At 55.7% G+C, this 18,450-nt stretch carries 16 protein-coding genes; 3 read left to right on the top strand and 13 right to left on the bottom strand.

Annotated features, from left to right (window positions below; all coding sequences use genetic code 11):
- Positions 1 to 97 precede the first annotated feature (97 nt).
- From AEAE_RS01685 to tyrS, 7 genes are all read right to left on the bottom strand, one after another.
- Complete coding sequence (locus tag AEAE_RS01685; protein ID WP_094689441.1) at positions 98 to 1,966, bottom strand: DNA repair protein RecN; 1,869 nt, start codon at positions 1,964 to 1,966, stop codon at positions 98 to 100.
- Entirely contained in the window at positions 1,956 to 2,918 is a 963-nt protein-coding gene (locus AEAE_RS01680; protein WP_094689440.1) for an NAD kinase, read from the bottom strand. The genes AEAE_RS01685 and AEAE_RS01680 overlap by 11 nt, the downstream gene beginning before the upstream one ends.
- Positions 2,919 to 3,115: 197 nt before the next feature.
- Entirely contained in the window at positions 3,116 to 3,928 is an 813-nt protein-coding gene (locus AEAE_RS01675) for a TlyA family RNA methyltransferase (protein ID WP_094689439.1), read from the bottom strand.
- Positions 3,929 to 3,974: 46 nt separating this feature from the next.
- Positions 3,975 to 4,214 carry a hypothetical protein gene (locus tag AEAE_RS01670; protein WP_158520464.1) on the bottom strand — a complete coding sequence of 80 codons (240 nt, stop codon included), beginning with the start codon at positions 4,212 to 4,214 and terminating at the stop codon, positions 3,975 to 3,977.
- A 27-nt stretch (positions 4,215 to 4,241) separates the two neighbouring features.
- Positions 4,242 to 5,309, bottom strand: a complete 1,068-nt coding sequence (locus AEAE_RS01665; RefSeq protein ID WP_094689437.1) for an HAD-IIA family hydrolase — start codon at positions 5,307 to 5,309, stop codon at positions 4,242 to 4,244.
- A 129-nt stretch (positions 5,310 to 5,438) separates the two neighbouring features.
- Positions 5,439 to 7,448 carry a tetratricopeptide repeat protein gene (locus tag AEAE_RS01660; RefSeq protein ID WP_244569585.1) on the bottom strand — a complete coding sequence of 670 codons (2,010 nt, stop codon included), beginning with the start codon at positions 7,446 to 7,448 and terminating at the stop codon, positions 5,439 to 5,441.
- Positions 7,445 to 8,770, bottom strand: coding sequence for a tyrosine--tRNA ligase (gene tyrS, locus AEAE_RS01655; protein WP_094689436.1), 1,326 nt, complete (start codon positions 8,768 to 8,770; stop codon positions 7,445 to 7,447). Before tyrS ends, AEAE_RS01660 begins: the two co-directional genes overlap by 4 nt.
- Positions 8,771 to 9,152: 382 nt before the next feature.
- On the opposite strand from tyrS, the gene AEAE_RS01650 reads away from it, so the two are divergent.
- From AEAE_RS01650 to AEAE_RS01640, 3 genes are read left to right on the top strand one after another with little or no spacing between them, the layout of a single operon-like run.
- Positions 9,153 to 10,082 (top strand): MetQ/NlpA family ABC transporter substrate-binding protein, encoded by a 930-nt coding sequence (locus AEAE_RS01650; protein WP_211277515.1) that lies wholly within the window; start codon positions 9,153 to 9,155, stop codon positions 10,080 to 10,082.
- 23 nt (positions 10,083 to 10,105) lie between these two features.
- A complete protein-coding gene (locus AEAE_RS01645; RefSeq protein ID WP_094689434.1) occupies positions 10,106 to 11,203 on the top strand; it encodes a methionine ABC transporter ATP-binding protein in 1,098 nt (365 codons plus the stop codon).
- Complete coding sequence (locus AEAE_RS01640) at positions 11,200 to 11,904, top strand: methionine ABC transporter permease (RefSeq protein WP_094689433.1); 705 nt, start codon at positions 11,200 to 11,202, stop codon at positions 11,902 to 11,904. Before AEAE_RS01645 ends, AEAE_RS01640 begins: the two co-directional genes overlap by 4 nt.
- Here the strand turns inward: AEAE_RS01640 and AEAE_RS01635 are convergent.
- From AEAE_RS01635 to AEAE_RS01610, 6 genes are all read right to left on the bottom strand, one after another.
- Positions 11,901 to 12,713 carry a hypothetical protein gene (locus AEAE_RS01635; protein WP_094689432.1) on the bottom strand — a complete coding sequence of 271 codons (813 nt, stop codon included), beginning with the start codon at positions 12,711 to 12,713 and terminating at the stop codon, positions 11,901 to 11,903. The genes AEAE_RS01640 and AEAE_RS01635 overlap by 4 nt on opposite strands.
- 128 nt (positions 12,714 to 12,841) lie before the next feature.
- Positions 12,842 to 13,612 (bottom strand): orotate phosphoribosyltransferase, encoded by a 771-nt coding sequence (gene pyrE / locus AEAE_RS01630; protein ID WP_094689431.1) that lies wholly within the window; start codon positions 13,610 to 13,612, stop codon positions 12,842 to 12,844.
- Between the two features lie 102 nt (positions 13,613 to 13,714).
- On the bottom strand, positions 13,715 to 14,449 hold the full coding sequence (pyrF, locus tag AEAE_RS01625; RefSeq protein ID WP_244569584.1) for an orotidine-5'-phosphate decarboxylase: 735 nt from the start codon (positions 14,447 to 14,449) through the stop codon (positions 13,715 to 13,717).
- The gene (locus AEAE_RS01620; RefSeq protein WP_244569583.1) at positions 14,446 to 15,486 is read right to left on the bottom strand and encodes a dihydroorotate dehydrogenase; all 1,041 of its coding nucleotides are present in this window, start codon (positions 15,484 to 15,486) and stop codon (positions 14,446 to 14,448) included. The genes pyrF and AEAE_RS01620 overlap by 4 nt, the downstream gene beginning before the upstream one ends.
- A gap of 12 nt (positions 15,487 to 15,498) precedes the next feature.
- Positions 15,499 to 16,824, bottom strand: coding sequence for an MFS transporter (locus tag AEAE_RS01615; RefSeq protein ID WP_094689429.1), 1,326 nt, complete (start codon positions 16,822 to 16,824; stop codon positions 15,499 to 15,501).
- 273 nt (positions 16,825 to 17,097) lie between these two features.
- The gene (locus tag AEAE_RS01610) at positions 17,098 to 18,438 is read right to left on the bottom strand and encodes a lyase family protein (protein WP_094689428.1); all 1,341 of its coding nucleotides are present in this window, start codon (positions 18,436 to 18,438) and stop codon (positions 17,098 to 17,100) included.
- Between the last annotated feature and the right edge of the window lie 12 nt (positions 18,439 to 18,450).

Below are 18,450 nucleotides of genomic sequence, written 5' to 3'. Positions count from 1 at the left end.
TCGAGCGACACCTTTTCATTAGCTTTGTTTGGGCGGTTCTTCTCGTTCATATCTGCCTCCTTCTGCCGTCATTCTACAGCGTGCTCAGGCGTGCGAGCTACGCTCTTCTTTCCAGTTTGCTCGCTCTGAGAAGCTGATCGGCATGCTGCAGGGAAATCTCATCGGCGCTTCCGGAAAGCATGCGCGCGATTTCTTCCAATCGTTGCTGGCCTTCCACGCGGGTGACTGTGGTTTGAGTGAGAGCTTCGGCTGCCTTATCCGTCTGGTTCTGCTGATCCGACTGACCCGGTTTGCTTGCAGTGTCGCGAGTGCCTTGAGCCTGCTGATCAGCCCATTGCATGTTCTTGCTCACCACGAATTGAGCGTCTGCCCAGCTGGCTACTTGTGCCAAGTGAGTGACGACGATGACCTGAGCGGTTTTCGCCAAGCTGGCAAGCCTCTTGCCCAGTTCCACAGCTGCGCTACCGCCGACACCTGCGTCCACCTCATCGAAGACGAAGGTGAGCTGCGGTTGACGGTTCGGGTCAGCTGGTAGCAGTTCGTCATCTTCTCCTGCGTATTGGCCGAGGTCAGTGCGCTGGGAAGTGGCGAAGGAAAGCTCAAGGGCGAGCATCAAACGGGACAGCTCACCGCCCGAGGCGGATTTCGCCAGTGGTCGCTGAGGAGCCGAGGGGAATGCAGAGAAGAGGAAGGTGATGTCATCCCAACCGGTGGAATTGAGCTTGCCGCGTTCAGCAGTTTCGCTCACCTGAATATTCAAGTGTGCTCCGCTCATCGCGAGGCTTTCCAGCTCCTGGTTGACTTGGTCACTCAAGCGCTTGGCTGCGCCGCTTCGTGTTTCATGCAAACCGTGAGCGAGCTTTGAGGCTTGTTGTGCCAACTTCTCGCATTCGGCGCTCACCTGTGCGATACGTTCCGGAGAAGAATCAATGCTGTCGAGCTCTTCCTGAGCGTTCTTCTTCCAGGTAAGCACGTCATCGATTTTTGGTCCCCACCTGCGGGTGAGACCTGCCAGCTCGTGAATACGCGAGTTGATAAAATCAAGGTCAGCGTCACTCCCCTCGCTGGTTTCCAAACCGTTAGCCAAAGTGGAGACGATGTCACTAAGCTGGTCAGACACAGCGCTGAGCTGGTCCACCACCTCGTTCATTCCAGGGATCTCGCTGATTTGCTCAATTGCAGACTGTGCTCGTGCCACTTGGTCGACTGCTGAGCAGGAACCCTCATCATTCGCATCCACGCAGGAAGGATCAATGCAGGATAGTGCGGTGACGAAAGCTGAGCGAATACGCGCTGAATTTTCAATGCGCGTGCGCTGAGCTTTCAGCTCTTCATCTTCATGCGGTTGCGGATCAATCTTGTTGATCTGTTCGAGAGAATCGCGAAGGTAGTCTTCTCGTTGGCGAAGCTGAGCTTGGTCACTGGTCAACTGCTTCAGTGTTGCTTGAGCGTCCTGATAGCTCTTCCACACTTCACGGTAAGCGGCGAGCTCCTCACCTGCTTGGGCATATTGGTCAAGGAATTCGCGTTGATGAGCGCTGCTGACCAAACGCTGTTGGTCTGCCTGGCCGTGAATGGTGATCAGCGAGTTAGCAAGGCTGGTCATCAGCGAGCGGGGCACGCTGTGGCCGTTGACGATAGCACGAGAACGTCCACCTTGCTCTTTACCTGCTACTTGGCGGGTGAGGAAAATCTGGTTATCTTCACTTTCCGCACCTGCTTGGGCAGCATCCTCAAGGGCAGGGTGAGAATCGTCAACGGTGAAAATACCTTGTGCCCACGCATGGGTTGCACCGGCACTGACGCGCTCAGCATCGGCTTTCATTCCGCGGATCAAACCCAGAGCGGAGAGAAGCATGGATTTTCCTGCACCGGTTTCACCGGTGATAGCGGTCATTCCCACCGCAGGGTTGATGAGAGCGTGGTGGATAGGGCCAAGGTCTCTAACTTCAAGTTCAGTGAGCATCGTTCACCTCAGAATGTGATGTGGCATTCTGGCCAGCGTCGGCCGCTAATGCCCAGGGGCGAGAGAACTCGGACGGATGGTTTTTCTGTCGCCATCCCGAAACAGGAAGGTCGAACTTCGTGACCAACCTTTGTGCGAAAGGAACTTCGGAGAGGTGAGCGAGGTTGAGAACATCCTTGCACACGCTCACATCAACATATGAGCCGCGAGGCAGAAGCGCGGAACGCCTACCATCGCAGGTAATCCAGCCTTCGGAAATGGAGTTGGGAAGAACTCCAACGCGGAAGGAGGAAGTGTCGCCAATAACGAATGGCCTGTTGAACAGCGCATGCGCTGCTAAAGGTGCCATTTCCAAACAACGCAAGGTTGGCCAAATGAGAGGGCCACCTGCGGAGAAAGCATAGGCAGTAGAGCCGGTTGGTGTGGAAATCACCACACCGTCCGATGCGAAGGAGGACACTTCGGTTTCATCAACTTCAATGCCTAATTCCACCATCTTTCCCCTATCAGATTTTTCGATGGTGACTTCGTTGAGCGCCCAATCATGCAAAGGCTCGTCAACACCAGGAAGGTAGGCTTTGACGTCCGCGAGAATTCGCTTTTCTACCTGGTAGTTGCGATCGATGACGCGCTGGATTGCTTCGCGAATTTGGAACTCTTCGAACTCGGCGAGGAAGCCGACATGGCCCATATTCACGCCAAGGATTGGCACGGGAGTTCCTTTGGCAAGCTCTGCGGTGCCCAAAATAGTTCCGTCGCCGCCCAGCACGAGGACGAGTTCGACGGTAGAGTCCAGCAAGGGCTTCTTCCATTGACCGAAACGCTTGGATTGGAGAGTGTCGATCAGTTCGACGGTAATGCCTGCGGATTCCAGCATGCGCATGACCACGGAAACGACCGCGCTCTTCCCAATATCTGGTCGCGTCACCAGAAGCACTTTGCGCTTGCTCATCGCACCCTCCTTGCACTCTATTCGAAAATTCGTTCGAATGTAGTTTCCATCTTAGAGAAAGGTCTGCCGAGTTAACAACCAATGTTTCAGACTGTGGAAAACTCCTCCCCTCTTTCGACACGACTGAAAAAACAAGGGTTTAATGAGATTATCAGCGCTGATAATCTCAAGAAATGCTGAGCAAGCTTGCGCGTTTTTCAGCTCAACTGAGGTGCGCGCAACCACAACAAGTACTCGGTGTTGCCATGCTCTCCCTTAATCGGCGAAGTTATGCAGCCACAGACCGTGAAACCGTTAGCGCGAGCGCAGTCGCACACCTCATCGCGAGCTTTTTCGCTCAAAGCAGGATCACTCACAATGCCGTTCTTCCCCAGATGATTCTTGCCCACTTCGAACTGCGGCTTGACGAGCAAAACAATCTCCACGGGCACATCCTCACGAGGTGTCAGGCGGGAGGGCTGTGAAGCTTCGGCGTGGGCCTTGCGCAGTGATAATCCTAAAAGTTTTGCGATCACCGGGATAACGTAGGTCAGCGAAATAAACGCAACGTCAGAAACGATGTAAGTAGGCCGAGCAGGAAGGTCGGAAAGCTCAGCTTCACGAATGTTCAGGCCTTCAATATTCACCACGCGCGGGTCAGAGGCGATTGAAGGAGCGAGCTGACCGTGACCAACATCCAAAGCCGCCACTCGAGAAGCGCCATTTTCCAACAAAACTTGGGTGAATCCGCCTGTGGAAGCGCCGATATCGAGGCATTCGCGACCCTGAGGGCTTGCCAAACCCTGAGGCTGGAAGGCCTCGAGAGCGCCGAGAAGCTTGTACGCGCCGCGAGAAACGTAATGAGGAGCGTCACCCGAAACCGTGATGTCCTCACTGCCGTTGACTTTGGTGCTCGCCTTGGTGATGATCTCGCCATCGACGCGCACAAAACCTTGCTCGATAAGCCTTTGCGCGCGGGTGCGAGAGGCGGCGAGCTCGCGGTTGACGAGCTCAACATCAAGGCGAAGCATAGGAATCCCTTCTTTCAGCACTGTGCTGTGAGGACGTGAGATGTTTTCACAATTGGGCTTGAGCTGGCGGCTCGGCGCTCATCGCGCGGTCAACATCCTGGCGAAGCTCAGAAAGCAAGCCAGTGAGCGCATGAATTGCCTCAGCATCACTCATCTGCTCACTCAGAGGCGCGGGCAACTGCGTGTGCTCGTGAGGAAGCATGGGCTCAGTTTTCGAACCGTCTGAACTCGCCGAGCCAGCCGAACCATTCGCACCGTTCGCACCATTCACATTTTCCATAGTCATTACCCCGCGCATCACAGCGTCATAGCATCACAGCTCAAACTCAGGCAGACTCAGCTGCGAGAGGTCTTCCTGCTCATCAGCCAAATACCAAGCCAACTGGCACACGCATCGCAGCTGATCAACCGAGCGGGCATCAAAGTTCTCAACCCTGATCTCCTGCTGCTCGGCGTCATACACGGCGCACGACTGCGAAGTTCGCGAGTAAAGCAGATGCTCCTGCTCCCCTTCCCCGTGTACAACAACAGGCGCTTGATGAATCTCACCCAAACCGCGCAAGTCCTGGGAAATGAAGGTGGGGCGAAGAAGAGGCTCGGCGAAAATGAGCTGCTCGGCGTGCGTCACCCCGGTCAGCACGCACAGGGAGTCGTAGCCGCCGCGGTTTGCTGCTTCAATGTCAGTGTCGAGGCGGTCTCCCACTGGCAGGCACTGCTCGATAGGAACGAGTGGCGCGTTGCCGGCGTAGATTTCGCGTTCGACGTCGTACATGGCTGATTCTGGCTTACCGGCGATGGCGAGGGGCTTCTGCCCGGTCGCGTTGCCGACTGCTTGGACGAAGGAGCCGATTCCTGGGGTCACGCCCTTTTCGCGTGGCAAGGTCAGGTCGAGGTTGGTTGCGTAGAATTGCGCGCCTTGTTCGACGGCGAAGCACATTTGCGCGAGTTCTTGCCAGGAAATATGTGGGAACCAGCCCATGATTGCCGCTTCTGGCTTCTCGTCAGCATTGTCGACGACCTGGAAGCCCTGGCTGGCGATTTCTGTTTTGAGGTGTTCGCCTCCGACCACCAGTACTTTTGCGCCGGGGCTCACGCGGTGGGCGAGCATGCGGGAGGCGACGATCGCCGAGGTGATAATCTGCTCGGGTTTGCATTCCACGCCGAAACTGGCGACTTGGTCGGCGACAGTTTGTGGGAAGCGCGAGGGGTTGTTGGTCGTGTAGGTGACGAGCATGCCCTCCTGAGCGGCGGCGGTGAGCGCCTGGGCGGCATTTTCCACTGGCTCAGGCCCGCGGTACACAACGCCATCCAGGTCGAAAAGGCCTAGTTTGTACTGTTTTTGCAGGGTTGTGCTGCTCGACTTGAGTTGTATGCTCGTCATTTCCTTGCCTCTCCTCGTCGCTCAAGATTATCAGTCCGCTTCATCAGGCCTGATTCTTCACGGGTGCTGTATATGCGATGAGCCAGAGAGTTTCCGCTCTCTGGCTCACCACAGGGTTACACTGACGTATTACTCAGTGGATTCAGTATCGTCGGAATCATCAGAGTCAGAAGCCTCATCTTCAGATCCGTCCTCGTCAGACTCAGCGTCGTCCTCATCAGAGTTGTCGGCTTCATCAGAGTTGGCAGACTCGTCGTCTGCAACAGCGTCGGAGTCGTCATCAGCTTCTTCGGTGTCATCGTCATCGACATCATCATCGTCGGCATCATCATCGTCGAAGCGATGCTGCCATGCTTCTTCGCGCTCCTGGCGAGCGGCCTCATCTTCTTCTGCGGCAAGCTGGTCGAAGGTGAAGCCCAAGTTCACGAGGTTGGTGTCGTCATCTTCACTGAGGTTTTGAATATCAGTGTCGATGAGGTTTTCCTGTGCTTCGAGGTCTTCCTGGTCTGGCTCGGCGAACTGATCCTCCAAAGCTGCGACCTGGTCGTCGAGAGCTTCCGATTCTTCTACTTGGCCGGCGAGGTCGAGGAAGTTCTGCTCTGCTTGCAGTGCGCGCATGCGGTACTCGCCTGGAAGGTTCTTCACACGCTTCAAAGTGCGAACGATCTTCAAAGCCTGGTCGAAGTTGTCCTTGTCGGCGTAAGCACCAGCGAAGACGAGCATGAGCTCAAACTTCGGCTCGCCCTTCAAATGAGAAGCCTCTTCGGAGAGTGCCACTTCAATAGCCTTGTCAGGGTTACCCAAACCACGCTCAGAGTCGGCAATGAATGGCAGGTAGTCGAGCTCACCGTTCATGCGCATTGCGGTGCGCAGTTCGCGCTCTGCCAGAGCGTACTCACCCTGACGGTAGGCGATGAAACCGAGGGTTTCACGAGCGATATCAACGCGAGATGCCTGCTTGGCAACCCAGCGAGCATGCTCGAGTGCTGCTGCAGGGTCGGTTTGCTCCAAAGTGTAAGCGGCGAGAATGTGCAGGCCAATGTTCTCTGCATGCTCCTTGCTCAAACCGCGCAAGCGCTGCTTGTCGTCTGGGGAGAGCATGGACCATTCCATACCGCGTGGCATCTTTGGCTCACCTGGGCGGCGAGCAGTGTATGGGTTCTGCGATGGGTAGGAAATAGTACCATCGGCGTTGCGGCGAGGACCGTTGGAGAAGGAACGGTTATCGTCATCGCGGCGAACGAGAGGACGGCCGGTTCCTTGACGGTTGCGGTCACCGTGGAAGCGCTCGTTGAGCTGGTCGGTGCTGAAGCCGGAGCGGTGCTGCGAATTGCGATCACCACGGTCGTCACGACGGTCGAAGTTGCGACCAGAGCGCTCACCATCACGGTTGAAACGACGATCATCACGGTCACCAAAGCGACGACCACCACGCTCACCACGCTCATCACGACGGAAGCCGCGATCATCACGACGGAAGCCACCACGGTCATCACGACGACCACCGAAATTGCGACCAGAGCGCTCGCCATCACGGTTAAATCGACGATCATCGCGATCGCCAAAACGACGACCGCCACGCTCGTCGCGGTCATCACGACGGAAGCCGCGGTCATCACGGTTTACGCGGCCTTCACCAGCGAAACGAGAGCGACGCTCATCGTTCTCACGGGCGAAATGACGAGAGGTGTTGCGCTCGCCACCGTATGCGAAGGGGTTATCAGACTTTTCTGCACGGCCGTGACCAGAGAAGCCACCGCCAAAACCGCGGCCAGAACGGCCGTTGCGCTCGCCGGAATGGTTGAAACGACGATCATCGCGATCGCCAAAACGACGACCACCACGATCACCACGATCATCACGACGGAAGCCGCCACGATCCGAGCGATCATCACGACGGTCGAAGGAACGACCAGAGCGCTCCGAACGGTCAGAATGCTCGAAACGGTCAGAACGGCCGCCAAAGCCGCGGCCGCCACCGCGATGCTCGTTACGCTCACCAAACTTACGGCCACCAAAACCGCGGCCGGAACGCTCACCGCCGCGATCCGAGCGACCGCCAAAGCCGCGGCCGCCACTGCGATGCTCGTTCGAGCGAGAGGAACGAGAATCAGAATTATGCGAATAGTTATCGCTCACTTGTTAGCCTCCAGAGCTGCAAGGGACTTCTTACCGCGACGCAGCAAAACAAAACGTCCGGCCAAAAAATCAGACTGAGTGAGAACCTGGTTCGGGTCCTCAACACGGTTGTTATTTACATACAAGCCACCCTGACGAATGGCCTTCATCGCCTGCGAGATCGATGGGAACAAACCTCCATCAACTGCAGCACGCACCACTTCTTCGCCCTCTTCAGCCGAGGCCCATGCCTTCGTACCATCAGCATTGTCAACATTCTTCAAGCCTTCGAGAGCAGCTTCGAGAGTCTGCTCATCCAGCTTGGCAAGCTCACCGCGGCCAAAAAGCGCCTGGCTGGCTTCAATAGCCTGCTGTGCTGCCTCTTCACCGTGAATGAAGCTCGTGACTTCATAGGCGAGAACTTTCTGTGCTTCACGTGCACCAGGGTCCTGCTGCTGAGCTTGAGCGAGCTGCTCGATACGCTCCTTAGGCAGGAAGGTGAACACCTTGAGAAGCTTGATTGCCTCAGAATCTGGCTGGTTGTACCAGAACTGGTAGAACTTGTATGGGCTCAACATGGAGCCGTCCAGCCACATGGCGTTGCCTTCTGACTTGCCAAACTTCTTACCCTGAGAATCAGTGATAATCGGGCTGGTCATGACGTTGACGTCGACGCCGTGAACGTGGTGGATGAGGTCCAGGCCAGAAACGAGGTTACCCCACTGGTCGTTACCGCCAGTTTGCAGGGTGGCATTCTTCGTCTCGTAGAGGTGGAGGAAGTCGTTTCCCTGAAGAACCTGGTAGCTGAACTCGGCGAAGGAAATGCCGTCCTCCGAGTTCAAACGCCTGGCAATAATATCCTTGTTGAGCATGGTTCCCACGCGGAAGTTCTTACCCACATCGCGCAGGAAGTCAATGGCGGAGTACTTGCTCGTCCAGTCGTAATTGGACACGTACTGGGCAGCATTCTCGCCATCAGAACGCAAGAAACGGGAGATCTGATTGCGCAACTTTTCCGTCCACTGAGCAACCGTCTCAGCAGGGTTCAAGGTGCGCTCGCCGGATTGGCGTGGGTCTCCGATCAAACCTGTTGCGCCGCCGACCAGAACAATAGGATGGTGACCAGCTTCCTGCAAGTGACGCATCACGAGCAGGGACACAAGATTACCAATGTGAATGGAAGGAGCGGTAGGGTCGAAACCGCAATAGAAGGTGATCGGGCCTTCGGACAGAGCCTTGCTCAAACGCTCGCGATCAGTAGACTGCGCGATCAAACCGCGCCATTCCAGTTCTTCTAGTACGGAAGAGAACCCTGCTTCCTTGTAATTGGTAACCTTTGCCATTTTCCTTTTGCCCTTCGGCCTCTCGGCGTATGAGTTTACGAGTTCTCATTCTCTCAGTACAGCCCGACAGCACACGCCACTTTTTCAGCTCAGCAAATCCGCAGAAAATAGCCAATTCTTTGCCACAGCGCTCCCCATTTTTTTGAGATTATCACTGCGTGATAATCTTGCGCGCGCCCCTGCCAAGAGAGCCCAACCTCACCGAACGCGACCTCGAAGCCCGCGCCTTCACCCAGCCCAACCTCTCCCCGCGCCCGTTATCAGCTTTTCTGATAACTCGTGTATTTCGTTTTAGGCAAAAGGGTCAGAACCCCGTACACTAGTTCTTCGTTTGTATTCGAGCAGAATTGAACACCATAGTCGTTTCACTAGTTGGGGAAGTATGATGAGACACTTTCGTCGCCAGAAAAAGCTCATTATTTCTGGTATTGCTGCCCTTCTGATCGCAGCACTCGCCTGGCTGAGTTTTAGCCCGCACTCCGGTGACATCGTTTTGATGGATCCCAACCAGGACTCTTCTGCTTCTTCCTCCGCTTCTGGCAAGCACGTCACTGTTGGCGTGGCAGGCTTGAGCTCGGCTACTCAGCAGGTGTGGGCCGCCGTTTCCAAGATTGCCAGAAACCGTTATGGCATTACGGTGAGCATTAAGAACTTCACCGACTACAACCAACCCAACCAAGCCTTGCAAAATGGCGATATTGACCTCAACGCCTACCAGCATTACGCCTTCTTGAACGCTTGGAATAAGGCGAACCATGCTGACCTCGTGGGGATTGGCACGACGGTTATTGCCCCGATCCGCCTCTACTCTCGCCAGTATTCTTCGGTGCAGGATATTCCTCGCGGTTCGACTATCGCCGTTCCCAACGACGCAACGAATGAATCTCGAGCTTTGCTCACCTTGCAGCACGCTGGCCTGATTTCCGTGAAGCTGCCAAAAAATGGTTTGGCTACGGTGGCGTCGATTACTGATAATCCTAAGAAATTGACTATTAAAGAGGTGCCGCCAGACCAAACTCCCCGCGTACTCGAGTCAGTGGCAGGCTCGGTTATTAACGACGACTTTGCCGCTTCGTCGAACACTCCGTTAAGCTTGGCCATCGCGACGGAGCCTGTGGATGCGAGCTCTCACCAGTGGCTCAACATTATTGCCGCGCGTAAGAAGGACGCCCACAACGATCTGTTCGCCAAAGTGGTGGAATGCTACCAAAGCGACGAGATTGCCACTGTGATTCGCCGCGCATACGGCGGGAGAACATTGCCAGCATTCGGCGAGTATTTGAAGCGTTTGGAAGATCAGCACGCCGAATAGTTGAGCTAGGAAAGCGGGAGCGAATGAACAACGAAAGTGATGTGGTCATTGAACTCGACCACGTGCGCGTCAGCTTTGGTGATACGACCGCCGTCCATGACGCCAGTTTGAAGCTGCATAAGGGTGAAATTCTGGGCGTGATTGGCTTTTCCGGAGCCGGAAAGTCAACGCTGGTTCGTACGCTCAATTTGCTGCAGACCCCGAGTGCTGGGCGTGTGCGCGTTTTGGAAAAGACGATTTTTGACGATGGCACGGTGATTAAGCCTCGCGAACTGCGTGCTTTGCGCCGCCGCGTGGGCATGATTTTCCAGGGGTTTAACCTGCTCAACCAGTCGAGCATTGCCGACAATATCGCTTTTGCTTTGCGCCACAGTGAGCTTAGTGAAAGTGACATCGAGCAGCGCGTTCGCCACCTTTTGGAGCTCGTTCACTTGGAAGAGTATGCGAATGCCTACCCTGCTCAGCTGTCTGGTGGCCAAAAGCAGAGGGTTGCTATTGCGCGCGCTTTGGCAAATAACCCTGAGGTGTTGCTCTCGGATGAGTCCACTTCGGCGCTGGACCCGCAAACGACTATTCAGATTCTTGATTTGCTCAAGGATTTGAACCGTCGTTTGGGCGTGACGGTTGTTCTCATCACTCACGAGATGGATGCGGTGAAGCGCATTTGCGATCGCATTATTGTTATGGAGCACGGTGAGCTGGTGGAGCGTGGCGCTTTGCGCGATGTGGTGTTGCACCCTCGCCAGGCGATGACACGCGAGTTCGTGGGTGGTTCGAGTGAGACGGAGCGCTCTCTGGCCGCTTACCATTTGGGTGGTTTGAAGCCGAACCAGAGGCTTTTCCAGCTGACGTATGGTGTGGATAATGTCGACCAGTCGGCAACCCTCGAGTTGTACCGTCGTTTTGGCGTTGAGTCGAGTATTCTGTACGGCTCTGTTGATGTGTTGAATGGTGAGTTGATTGGCACTCTGATCATTTTGGTGACGGGTGATGCGCAGCAGCTCAAGCAGGCGACGGATTATTTGGCGTCGATGGATATTGATGCGCAGCAGTTGGACTCGTCGCTGGTCAGTTCTGATGATGAGGGAGCTGACGATTCTTCTGAGGAGCGTGTGGCATGAAAGATTTCCTGGAACAGTGGATTCCTAATGTTCTCGCTTTGGGCTGGTATGGCGAAACCGGTTGGGGTACCGCTATTGTTCAGACGTTGTTCATGACCTTCTGGTCGGCTTTCTTTGGCGGTATTGCTGGTCTGTTGGCTGGTATTGGCATGGTGTTGACCGGTAAGGGCGGCATTCATGAGTCGCGCAAGTGGAACATTGTGATTAGCAAGACGGTGGATGTGTTCCGCGCGGTGCCGTTCATTATTTTGCTCGCTTTTGTGGCGCCGTTTACGAAGGCTTTGATTGGCACTCAGATTGGTGCGAAGGCTGCTTTGGTACCGCTTTCTTTGGGTGTTTTCCCCTTCTTCGCCCGCCAGGTTCAGGTTGCTTTGGAGACGGTGAATCCGGGCATTGTGGAGGCGGCGCAGTCGGTGGGCGCGTCCACGATGGATATTGTCACCACGGTGTACTTGAAGGAAGCGCGAGCCGAGTTGCTTCGTGTGTCGACAGTCACCGTCATTAACCTCATAGGATTAACAGCTATGGCTGGTGCTGTTGGCGCTGGCGGTTTGGGTACGATGGCTATTTCGTATGGCTATGACCGTTTCAACACGGATGTGACGGTGATGGCTACCGTGCTCACTCTTCTGTTGGTTCTTATCGTTCAGTTGGTGGGCGATGTGCTCACTCGCCGTTTGGATAAGACGCGCGTTCGCTAACGGTTGTGCTTCTGTGGAACCACACCAGTTTTGCGAGCTATGGCAGCGTCCGCTGCTCGTTTGGCAGCATCCACAGTTTGCGTGTCGTTTTGAATGAGAGTGAGGTTGTGGCTGGCGGTGTTAATCTCGCGTCGGTCTGCTTGTTCCTCTTCTATGTTCTTTTGAGTTTCCTCGAGCATTCTCTTCTGATCGGCCTTGAGAACGGGCACTTGTTTGGCTGTTTGCAGAAGTTTGGTTGCGAAGGCGTGTGCTTGGCTGGCTTGGTCGGGGTTCAAAGTGAGTGCTGCAGCGAAGGCGTCGCTTTCAATCACGAGGAAGAGCTGGCGGGTATCGATCACCGTGTTTTTCTTGGCGCTGGCACCGATGAGTGCGCCTATGGGACCGAAGAGTACAGCTCCGGTGGCGACACGGGTCAGTGTTGTGCGTGATTTCACAGCGATGGCACCTGCCGTGTCTACTTCTGCGCGCACGGAAGGGTCAAGCGGGTATCGGCCTTGTGGAGTGGTGATGTAGAGTTTGTGGACTTCGATTTTTCCTTCTTTGCCGATGATGGAGTCCACGTAGCCATCGCCCATTTTCTGCGCTTTTTCATGCTGCCATCGGGCTGCTGCCACTCGCCTATCGTGAGCTTTGAGCGCTTTGTTATACAGCTTCTCTGCTTCGTGTACGCGGCGTTCATACTCTCGCACGGCGGCATCATAGGCTTTTTCTTCTGGCATCTTTGCTTGCTCACGCTTGATTTCTTGAACGAGGAGCACAATAAACCACACCAACAAGCCCAATATGACGAGCAGAATCACATACTCCATCGCTACCTCCTGAGAGCAACGCTAGCTCTGAATACTGCTTCTGCCAAATTGCCAGGGCAGATGAAAAAGCCGCAGCGAAGCGGATGCTCGGCTGCGGCTGATGAAGCGGACTGATAATCTGGAGAAATTCAGGCCAAAGGCTCGCCACCATGAGCCAAAGACCAGCCCTCAGGGTCGTTGGACCAGGCAGTGAGAACCTCACGATCAGCTTCGTCAACGAAACCTTGAGCAATGGCCTCAGAAATCAGCGTCGAATAGCTTGTTGCAGAGAAGTAGGGCATGCCAGCAGCAGCAAAGTTTTCGCGAGCTTCCGGCAGCTCATAGTTGAAAATCGAGGCGACACCAAGCACCTTCGCACCCTCGCCTTCGGCAGCCTTGACAGCCTTGAGAACTGAGCCGCCCGTTGAGATCAGGTCATCAATAACCACCGTACGAGCGCCAGGAGTGATCGTGCCCTCAATCTGGCGGCCCTGGCCGTGATCCTTCGGCTTAGAACGCACGTAGATCATCGGCTTGTTGAGCTCTGCTGCCAGCCAAGCAGCGTGAGGAATGCCTGCCGTTGCCGTGCCAGCAATGACATCCACCTCACCAAACTGGCGAGTGATGAGAGCCGCTAAAGCCTGAGCAATGTGAGTGCGCACCTGCGGGTAAGAGATAGTCAAACGATTATCAGTGTAAATAGGCGCATGCAGGCCCGAAGCCCAGACGAAGGGATCGTTCGGGCGCAAGGTCACAGCCTGGATGGACAGCAGATCAGCGGCGATCTGGTGGGCCTGAGCGTTTGCCTCGGCGGCCTGTGCGTTAGCCTCGGCAGCTTGTGCGTTAGCAGTGTTTTCAACGCTTGCGGCGTTCTGAGCACTTGCAGAGTTCTCAGCGTTAACGGAGTTTGTGTTCGTCATTTTTCCTTCTTGAGTACGAATATGTGCGGGCGGGCCGGCAGGCCACCACGCGGATGGGCGGGCCAGTGGCCAGCGGGCGACCTGGGATCGGCGAGCCAGCGTTCAGCCGATGAACTCGCGGCGAATGGTCTGGTAAGCGGCAACCGGGTCGGCAGACTGCGTGATCGGACGGCCCACCACGATGGCGTTCGAACCCAGCTGATGCGCCTGGAACGGCGTAACAATGCGCTTCTGGTCATCCTTCTGGTAGTGAGCAGGGCGAATACCGGGAGTCACGCACAAGAAGTCATCACGAGTGACCTCGCGAATGGCCGCAATCTCCTGAGCAGAGCAGACTACACCAGCCAGACCACACTCGTCAGCCAAGCGCGCATAGTTCTGCACCGACTCAATCAGCGACAAATCCACATGCTGCTGCTCGTGCAAAATCTGCTCGTCAATGCTGGTCAGCTGAGTGATGGCGAGGAGCTGGGCAGGCTCAACATGAGCCTCCTGCGCACCCTGCCGCAAACCTTCCAAACCAGCCTTGAGCATTTCAGAGCCGCCAGCCGCATGAATCGTGGTGAAATCAACACCCAAGCGTCCGATAGCAGCCATGGCTCGGCGCACGGTGTTCGGAATGTCGTACAGCTTCAAATCCAGGAAAATGCGGAAGCCGCGAGCTTTAGCCTGCTTCACCATCTCTTGGCCGACGCCGTAATACAGCTCCATGCCGATCTTGAGGATGGGCATGTCATGGTTGGCCTCGCCCGAATCCTTGAGCGTGTCCATGAGAGCGAGAGCTTCTTTTTCGCTGGCAACGTCGATGGCAACAATCGGCTCGTATCTTCTCATCATTCTCCCCTTAGTGTGCTGAGATTATCAATGCCATACTGATCCATGACAAGCGGAAGCGCACTGATAATCTTGGGCAATGCCAGCGGGTCAGTGAAGGATGCTGAACCCACCTGAACAGCTTGAGCACCAGCGATGAGGTATTCCAGAACATCCTCGGCGCTCGTAATACCCCCGACGCCAATGATCGGGATATCGGAAACCTGTCGAACCTGGTGAATAAGCCTCAAGCAAATCGGCTTCAGCGCAGGGCCAGACACACCGCCGGTCACATTCGACAAAATCGGCTTGCGGCTGGCAAGGTCGAAGCGCAAACCCGTCAGCGTGTTAATCATGGTCAAGCCCGCTGCCCCACCACGCTCGGCGGCCAGTGCGATCGTCGTGATATCGGTAACGTTTGGCGTGAGTTTGACGTACACCGGCTTGGAACTTGCCTGCACGCAACGGCGAGTCAGCTCTTCGACGACCTCAGGGTCAACGCCCATGGCCTGGCCGCCAGCTTTGACGTTCGGGCAAGAAATATTGAGTTCGAGGGCTGCAAGATGGCTCGACTTGTTGAGTTTTGTTGCCACCTGCTCGTATTCTTCGACGCTATTGCCGGCAACGCTCGCAATTACCGGCAGGTCGGGATAGTTTTCCTCAAGCCACACCAGCTTGTCGGCGAGGAGTTGCTCGACGCCAACATTGTGTAAACCGTTGCAGTTCATCCATTCCTCGCCGCTTTTGAGCAGGCGAGGCTGGCCGTTTCCCTCGCGCGGGCGCAAGGTTGTGGTTTTGAGAACGATGGCTCCCAGCCTGTTGAGGTCGTAGTCGCGGGCAATTTCCTGGCCATACCAGCACGTTCCCGAAGCTGGCATAACAGGGTTTTTGAGCTTTAAGCCCGGCAGCTCGACGCCAAGGCGCGGGTCAGAAACAACACCGCCTTTCTTGAGATTGTCAGGACGGGTTGAGCTTGGCCTGGTAATCTGGGGCGTTTCCTCCCCTGCCAAAAGCTGAGCGTGAGCAGAGATCGCGAGCATATTTTCTGTTGTTTCAGCCATCGTTCCCTCCTCTCAAGCAGTTTCTACTGCGAGACCAACCTGGGCATCCTCTTGGCCCTTGCGAGCCTGAGCCTTGAGAGCAGTCAGGCGCTTGATGCCAGGAAGGCTGACCATCACCAGGAAGGAGAGGACGTACATGCCAGCCAAAGAGCCCATCACAATCCAGAGGTTGTTGAAAGCGTCCATCATCGCGCCGATTGCCAGAGAGGAGAAACCACCCACAGCGCGACCAATATTCATGATCATGTTGTTAGCAGTAGAGCGGATCTCTGTTGGGTAGAGCAGGGAGATCACCGTGCCGTAGCCGCCGAACATGCCGTTGGAGAAGAAGCCGATCAGCGCGCCAGCGAGCAGCAGCTGAACCATGTTATTGACGGAGAGCAGGGAGAACATGACGCAAGCAGAACCCAGCAGGAAGATTCCGAAGGACCAGCGAGGGCCGAACTTGTCCATAACCCAACCGAAGACGACCATGCCCAGAGACATACCGATGATTGTGGCGATCATCCACAAGCTGGACTTGGTGACGGAGAGATTCAGACGAGCCTGTGCGATGCTTGGCAACCAGTTCATCAAGCCGAAGTAGCCGGCGATCTGGATGATGGCCATGATGGTCAGGCCGATGGTCTGAGCGGCCAGAGCTGGAGTGGCGAAGAGGCGAGAGAAGGAGATCTTGTGAGAAGCGTCGTGGTGGGCGGTGGCTTCCTGAGCCTGCTTTTGAGCCTCAAGGAAGGTATCAGATTCCTTGACGTGACGGCGGACGAACCAGATCAAAATGACGGGGACGATACCGACCAGGTACAGCGCGTTCCAGCCGAAAGTAGGAAGAATCCATGCTGCGAGAAGAGCTGCGAGAATGGAACCAACCTGACCGCCGATGGCTGCCAGAGAAGTGAGACGGCCCATGTAACGGTGAGTGAAGTTCTCAGCGATCATTGCCATGCCGACGCCGTACTCGCCGCCTGCACCCACACCTGCGAGGAAGCGCAGAATGTAGAGCAGCCAAATGTTATGGGCGAAGAAGGTCAGAGCGGTCGCAATGGCGAAAATCCAAATGGTGTGGGAGAAAGTGCGAACGCGGCCGAGCTTGTCACCCAAAATGCCGAAGATCAAACCACCGGCAAGCATACCGAGGTTCGTGATAGTGGAAATCAGGCCAGCCTCTGCCTTAGAAATTCCCAAGCTCGCGATAATCATGGTCAGCGAGAAGCTCAGGAACATGATATCCATGTTTTCCAGCAAGAAGCCGGAGGATGTCGAAGCAACAACCCAACGCTGCTGCTTGGTCATATCTGCGAAGCTCAGCTTCGCCTGGGTATTCTTCTTTTCTTCGTTCATCAACCTCATCTCCTTATCGGGTGACCACCGGCCTGCCCGACGTATGGGTTTGCAGTAGTTGGGTGCAACTACTGAGTGATTGCTGTAGCGAGCTTTTTCGGCATAAAAAAAGCAGAAACCTTACGGTCTCTGCTTCACTACGCAATCACGAAAAGCAAATGCAAAAACAACCGAGGCTGCTCGGCTGCTCTCCTGGGTGGCGCATGCGCTCACCGTCACACTTGCGTTTCTCATCGTTGCAAGACGATACGCCCGCGATATGACAGACGAAGCTCATGGGCGTGTCGCAAGCTCTTTGATCTGCTCGTCCACGCGCTTGGCAGCACTTCCTCCCAAGCTCTTATGTGCTTCAACGCTTCCTGCAGCACTCCACAGGTTTTTCAGCGCGCTCACCGGTAGCTTGCCTGTCATCGCAGCTGGGGCAACACCAGCCGCAAGGAGCATCTGCTCGCATTCTTTTGAGCTTGGCGCGTCTGAGGTGCTGGGAGACTCTGAGGTGCGCGGAGCTTCTGAGGCGCGCGAGGCTGCGACCTCAGCGCTTTCAGCTTGAGCTGAGCTGGTATCGCGATCTTCCAAAAACTTGAGCACCACCTGCTCGGCAAGCGTGGGATGCACATACTGGTGAACCACAAGCCACGCCACCACATCCGGCGCAGCGAGCTTCCACGAGCAGGCCTTCTCGCAGCCAGGCTCATCCCACTCCAGCCGCTCAACCATATGAGCCAGTGCGGTAAGTTTGACTATGAGAGCGTGAGAGTCATCATGAGGAAGAGTAGGTTCACCTTGTGCCGGTTCACCTTGTGCCGGTTCACCTTGTGCAGGCTCACCTTGTGCCGGGCTGGTCTGTGCTGATCTGACTTGTTCCGAATTGCCCGCACGCTTGACGAACCCCACGTTTTCCCACAGCTGCACCTGCTGCTCAAACTCGCGGCACAAAGCTTTAACCTGGCCGGTCAACACGAAAAATCGCTCCTCCTCTGGGCTTGCCGCAGTCGAGCTCAACTCTCGGGCAGCACACGAGGAAACCGCTGAAAAATCAAGCGCGCGAGCCAAGGGCCTCGGGTCTTGCTCGAAAAGCATGCCCGCACCCTCCCCCACGGTCACCGGGCAACGGTCGGCGTGAGCTCGCCAAGCTACCAGCTGCTCGGCCATGTCGGCAAACTGGTACGCCCAGCCGACGAGCGCTTGGGCTGCAAGAGTTGGGCTGAGATTAACAGGAATGATAATCCTGAGCGACAACGCCTTACCTGCTTGCGTTAACAAACTGTGCTTCACATCGTTCAGCGCTCGAACAATGTGCTGAGCATGCGCGCGCAACAGGGCTCGACCCACACTCAGATAACGCGCAGTTGCCGAACGAGTGGCGAGAAAATCGAGCGCGAGCTGCTCGTCCTCATCCTCACGCATGAGAGAAACCAGCTGGGCGTCGAGGTGATTAAACAGATTAGCCAGCTCGTCGTAGCGCGGGGAGGAATCAGCTGGCCAGTCTCGGCCAATGCGCTGGAGAGCATGGTGAAGGCGGAGGGCTTCGTTCGCGCTGATAATCTCAAGGGATGCGAGGCCCGCTGCCCACGCATCAGAGAGTGAAAGGTCGTAGGAAACTGCTGTGTTCATGCGAGCTCCTCA

Source organism: Aeriscardovia aeriphila, assembly GCF_002259595.1.
Classification (GTDB): Bacteria; Actinomycetota; Actinomycetes; order Actinomycetales; family Bifidobacteriaceae; genus Aeriscardovia; species Aeriscardovia aeriphila.
The sequence above is the reverse complement of the archived record's forward strand: the minus strand, read 5'-3'. Positions and strand labels throughout refer to the sequence as shown.

Excerpts from the sequence above, each read along its gene's own strand:
- AEAE_RS01620 (WP_244569583.1), bottom strand. The coding sequence starts at position 15,486 with ATGGCTGAAACAACAGAAAATATGCTCGCGATCTCTGCTCACGCTCAG.
- AEAE_RS01635 (WP_094689432.1), bottom strand. The coding sequence starts at position 12,713 with ATGGAGTATGTGATTCTGCTCGTCATATTGGGCTTGTTGGTGTGGTTT.
- AEAE_RS01685 (WP_094689441.1), bottom strand. The coding sequence starts at position 1,966 with ATGCTCACTGAACTTGAAGTTAGAGACCTTGGCCCTATCCACCACGCT.
- AEAE_RS01645 (WP_094689434.1), top strand. The coding sequence starts at position 10,106 with ATGAACAACGAAAGTGATGTGGTCATTGAACTCGACCACGTGCGCGTC.
- AEAE_RS01680 (WP_094689440.1), bottom strand. The coding sequence starts at position 2,918 with ATGAGCAAGCGCAAAGTGCTTCTGGTGACGCGACCAGATATTGGGAAG.
- AEAE_RS01610 (WP_094689428.1), bottom strand. The coding sequence starts at position 18,438 with ATGAACACAGCAGTTTCCTACGACCTTTCACTCTCTGATGCGTGGGCA.
- AEAE_RS01675 (WP_094689439.1), bottom strand. The coding sequence starts at position 3,928 with ATGCTTCGCCTTGATGTTGAGCTCGTCAACCGCGAGCTCGCCGCCTCT.
- AEAE_RS01665 (WP_094689437.1), bottom strand. The coding sequence starts at position 5,309 with ATGACGAGCATACAACTCAAGTCGAGCAGCACAACCCTGCAAAAACAG.
- pyrF (WP_244569584.1), bottom strand. The coding sequence starts at position 14,449 with ATGATGAGAAGATACGAGCCGATTGTTGCCATCGACGTTGCCAGCGAA.
- AEAE_RS01640 (WP_094689433.1), top strand. The coding sequence starts at position 11,200 with ATGAAAGATTTCCTGGAACAGTGGATTCCTAATGTTCTCGCTTTGGGC.
- AEAE_RS01650 (WP_211277515.1), top strand. The coding sequence starts at position 9,153 with ATGATGAGACACTTTCGTCGCCAGAAAAAGCTCATTATTTCTGGTATT.
- AEAE_RS01670 (WP_158520464.1), bottom strand. The coding sequence starts at position 4,214 with ATGACTATGGAAAATGTGAATGGTGCGAACGGTGCGAATGGTTCGGCT.
- pyrE (WP_094689431.1), bottom strand. The coding sequence starts at position 13,612 with ATGACGAACACAAACTCCGTTAACGCTGAGAACTCTGCAAGTGCTCAG.
- AEAE_RS01615 (WP_094689429.1), bottom strand. The coding sequence starts at position 16,824 with ATGAACGAAGAAAAGAAGAATACCCAGGCGAAGCTGAGCTTCGCAGAT.
- tyrS (WP_094689436.1), bottom strand. The coding sequence starts at position 8,770 with ATGGCAAAGGTTACCAATTACAAGGAAGCAGGGTTCTCTTCCGTACTA.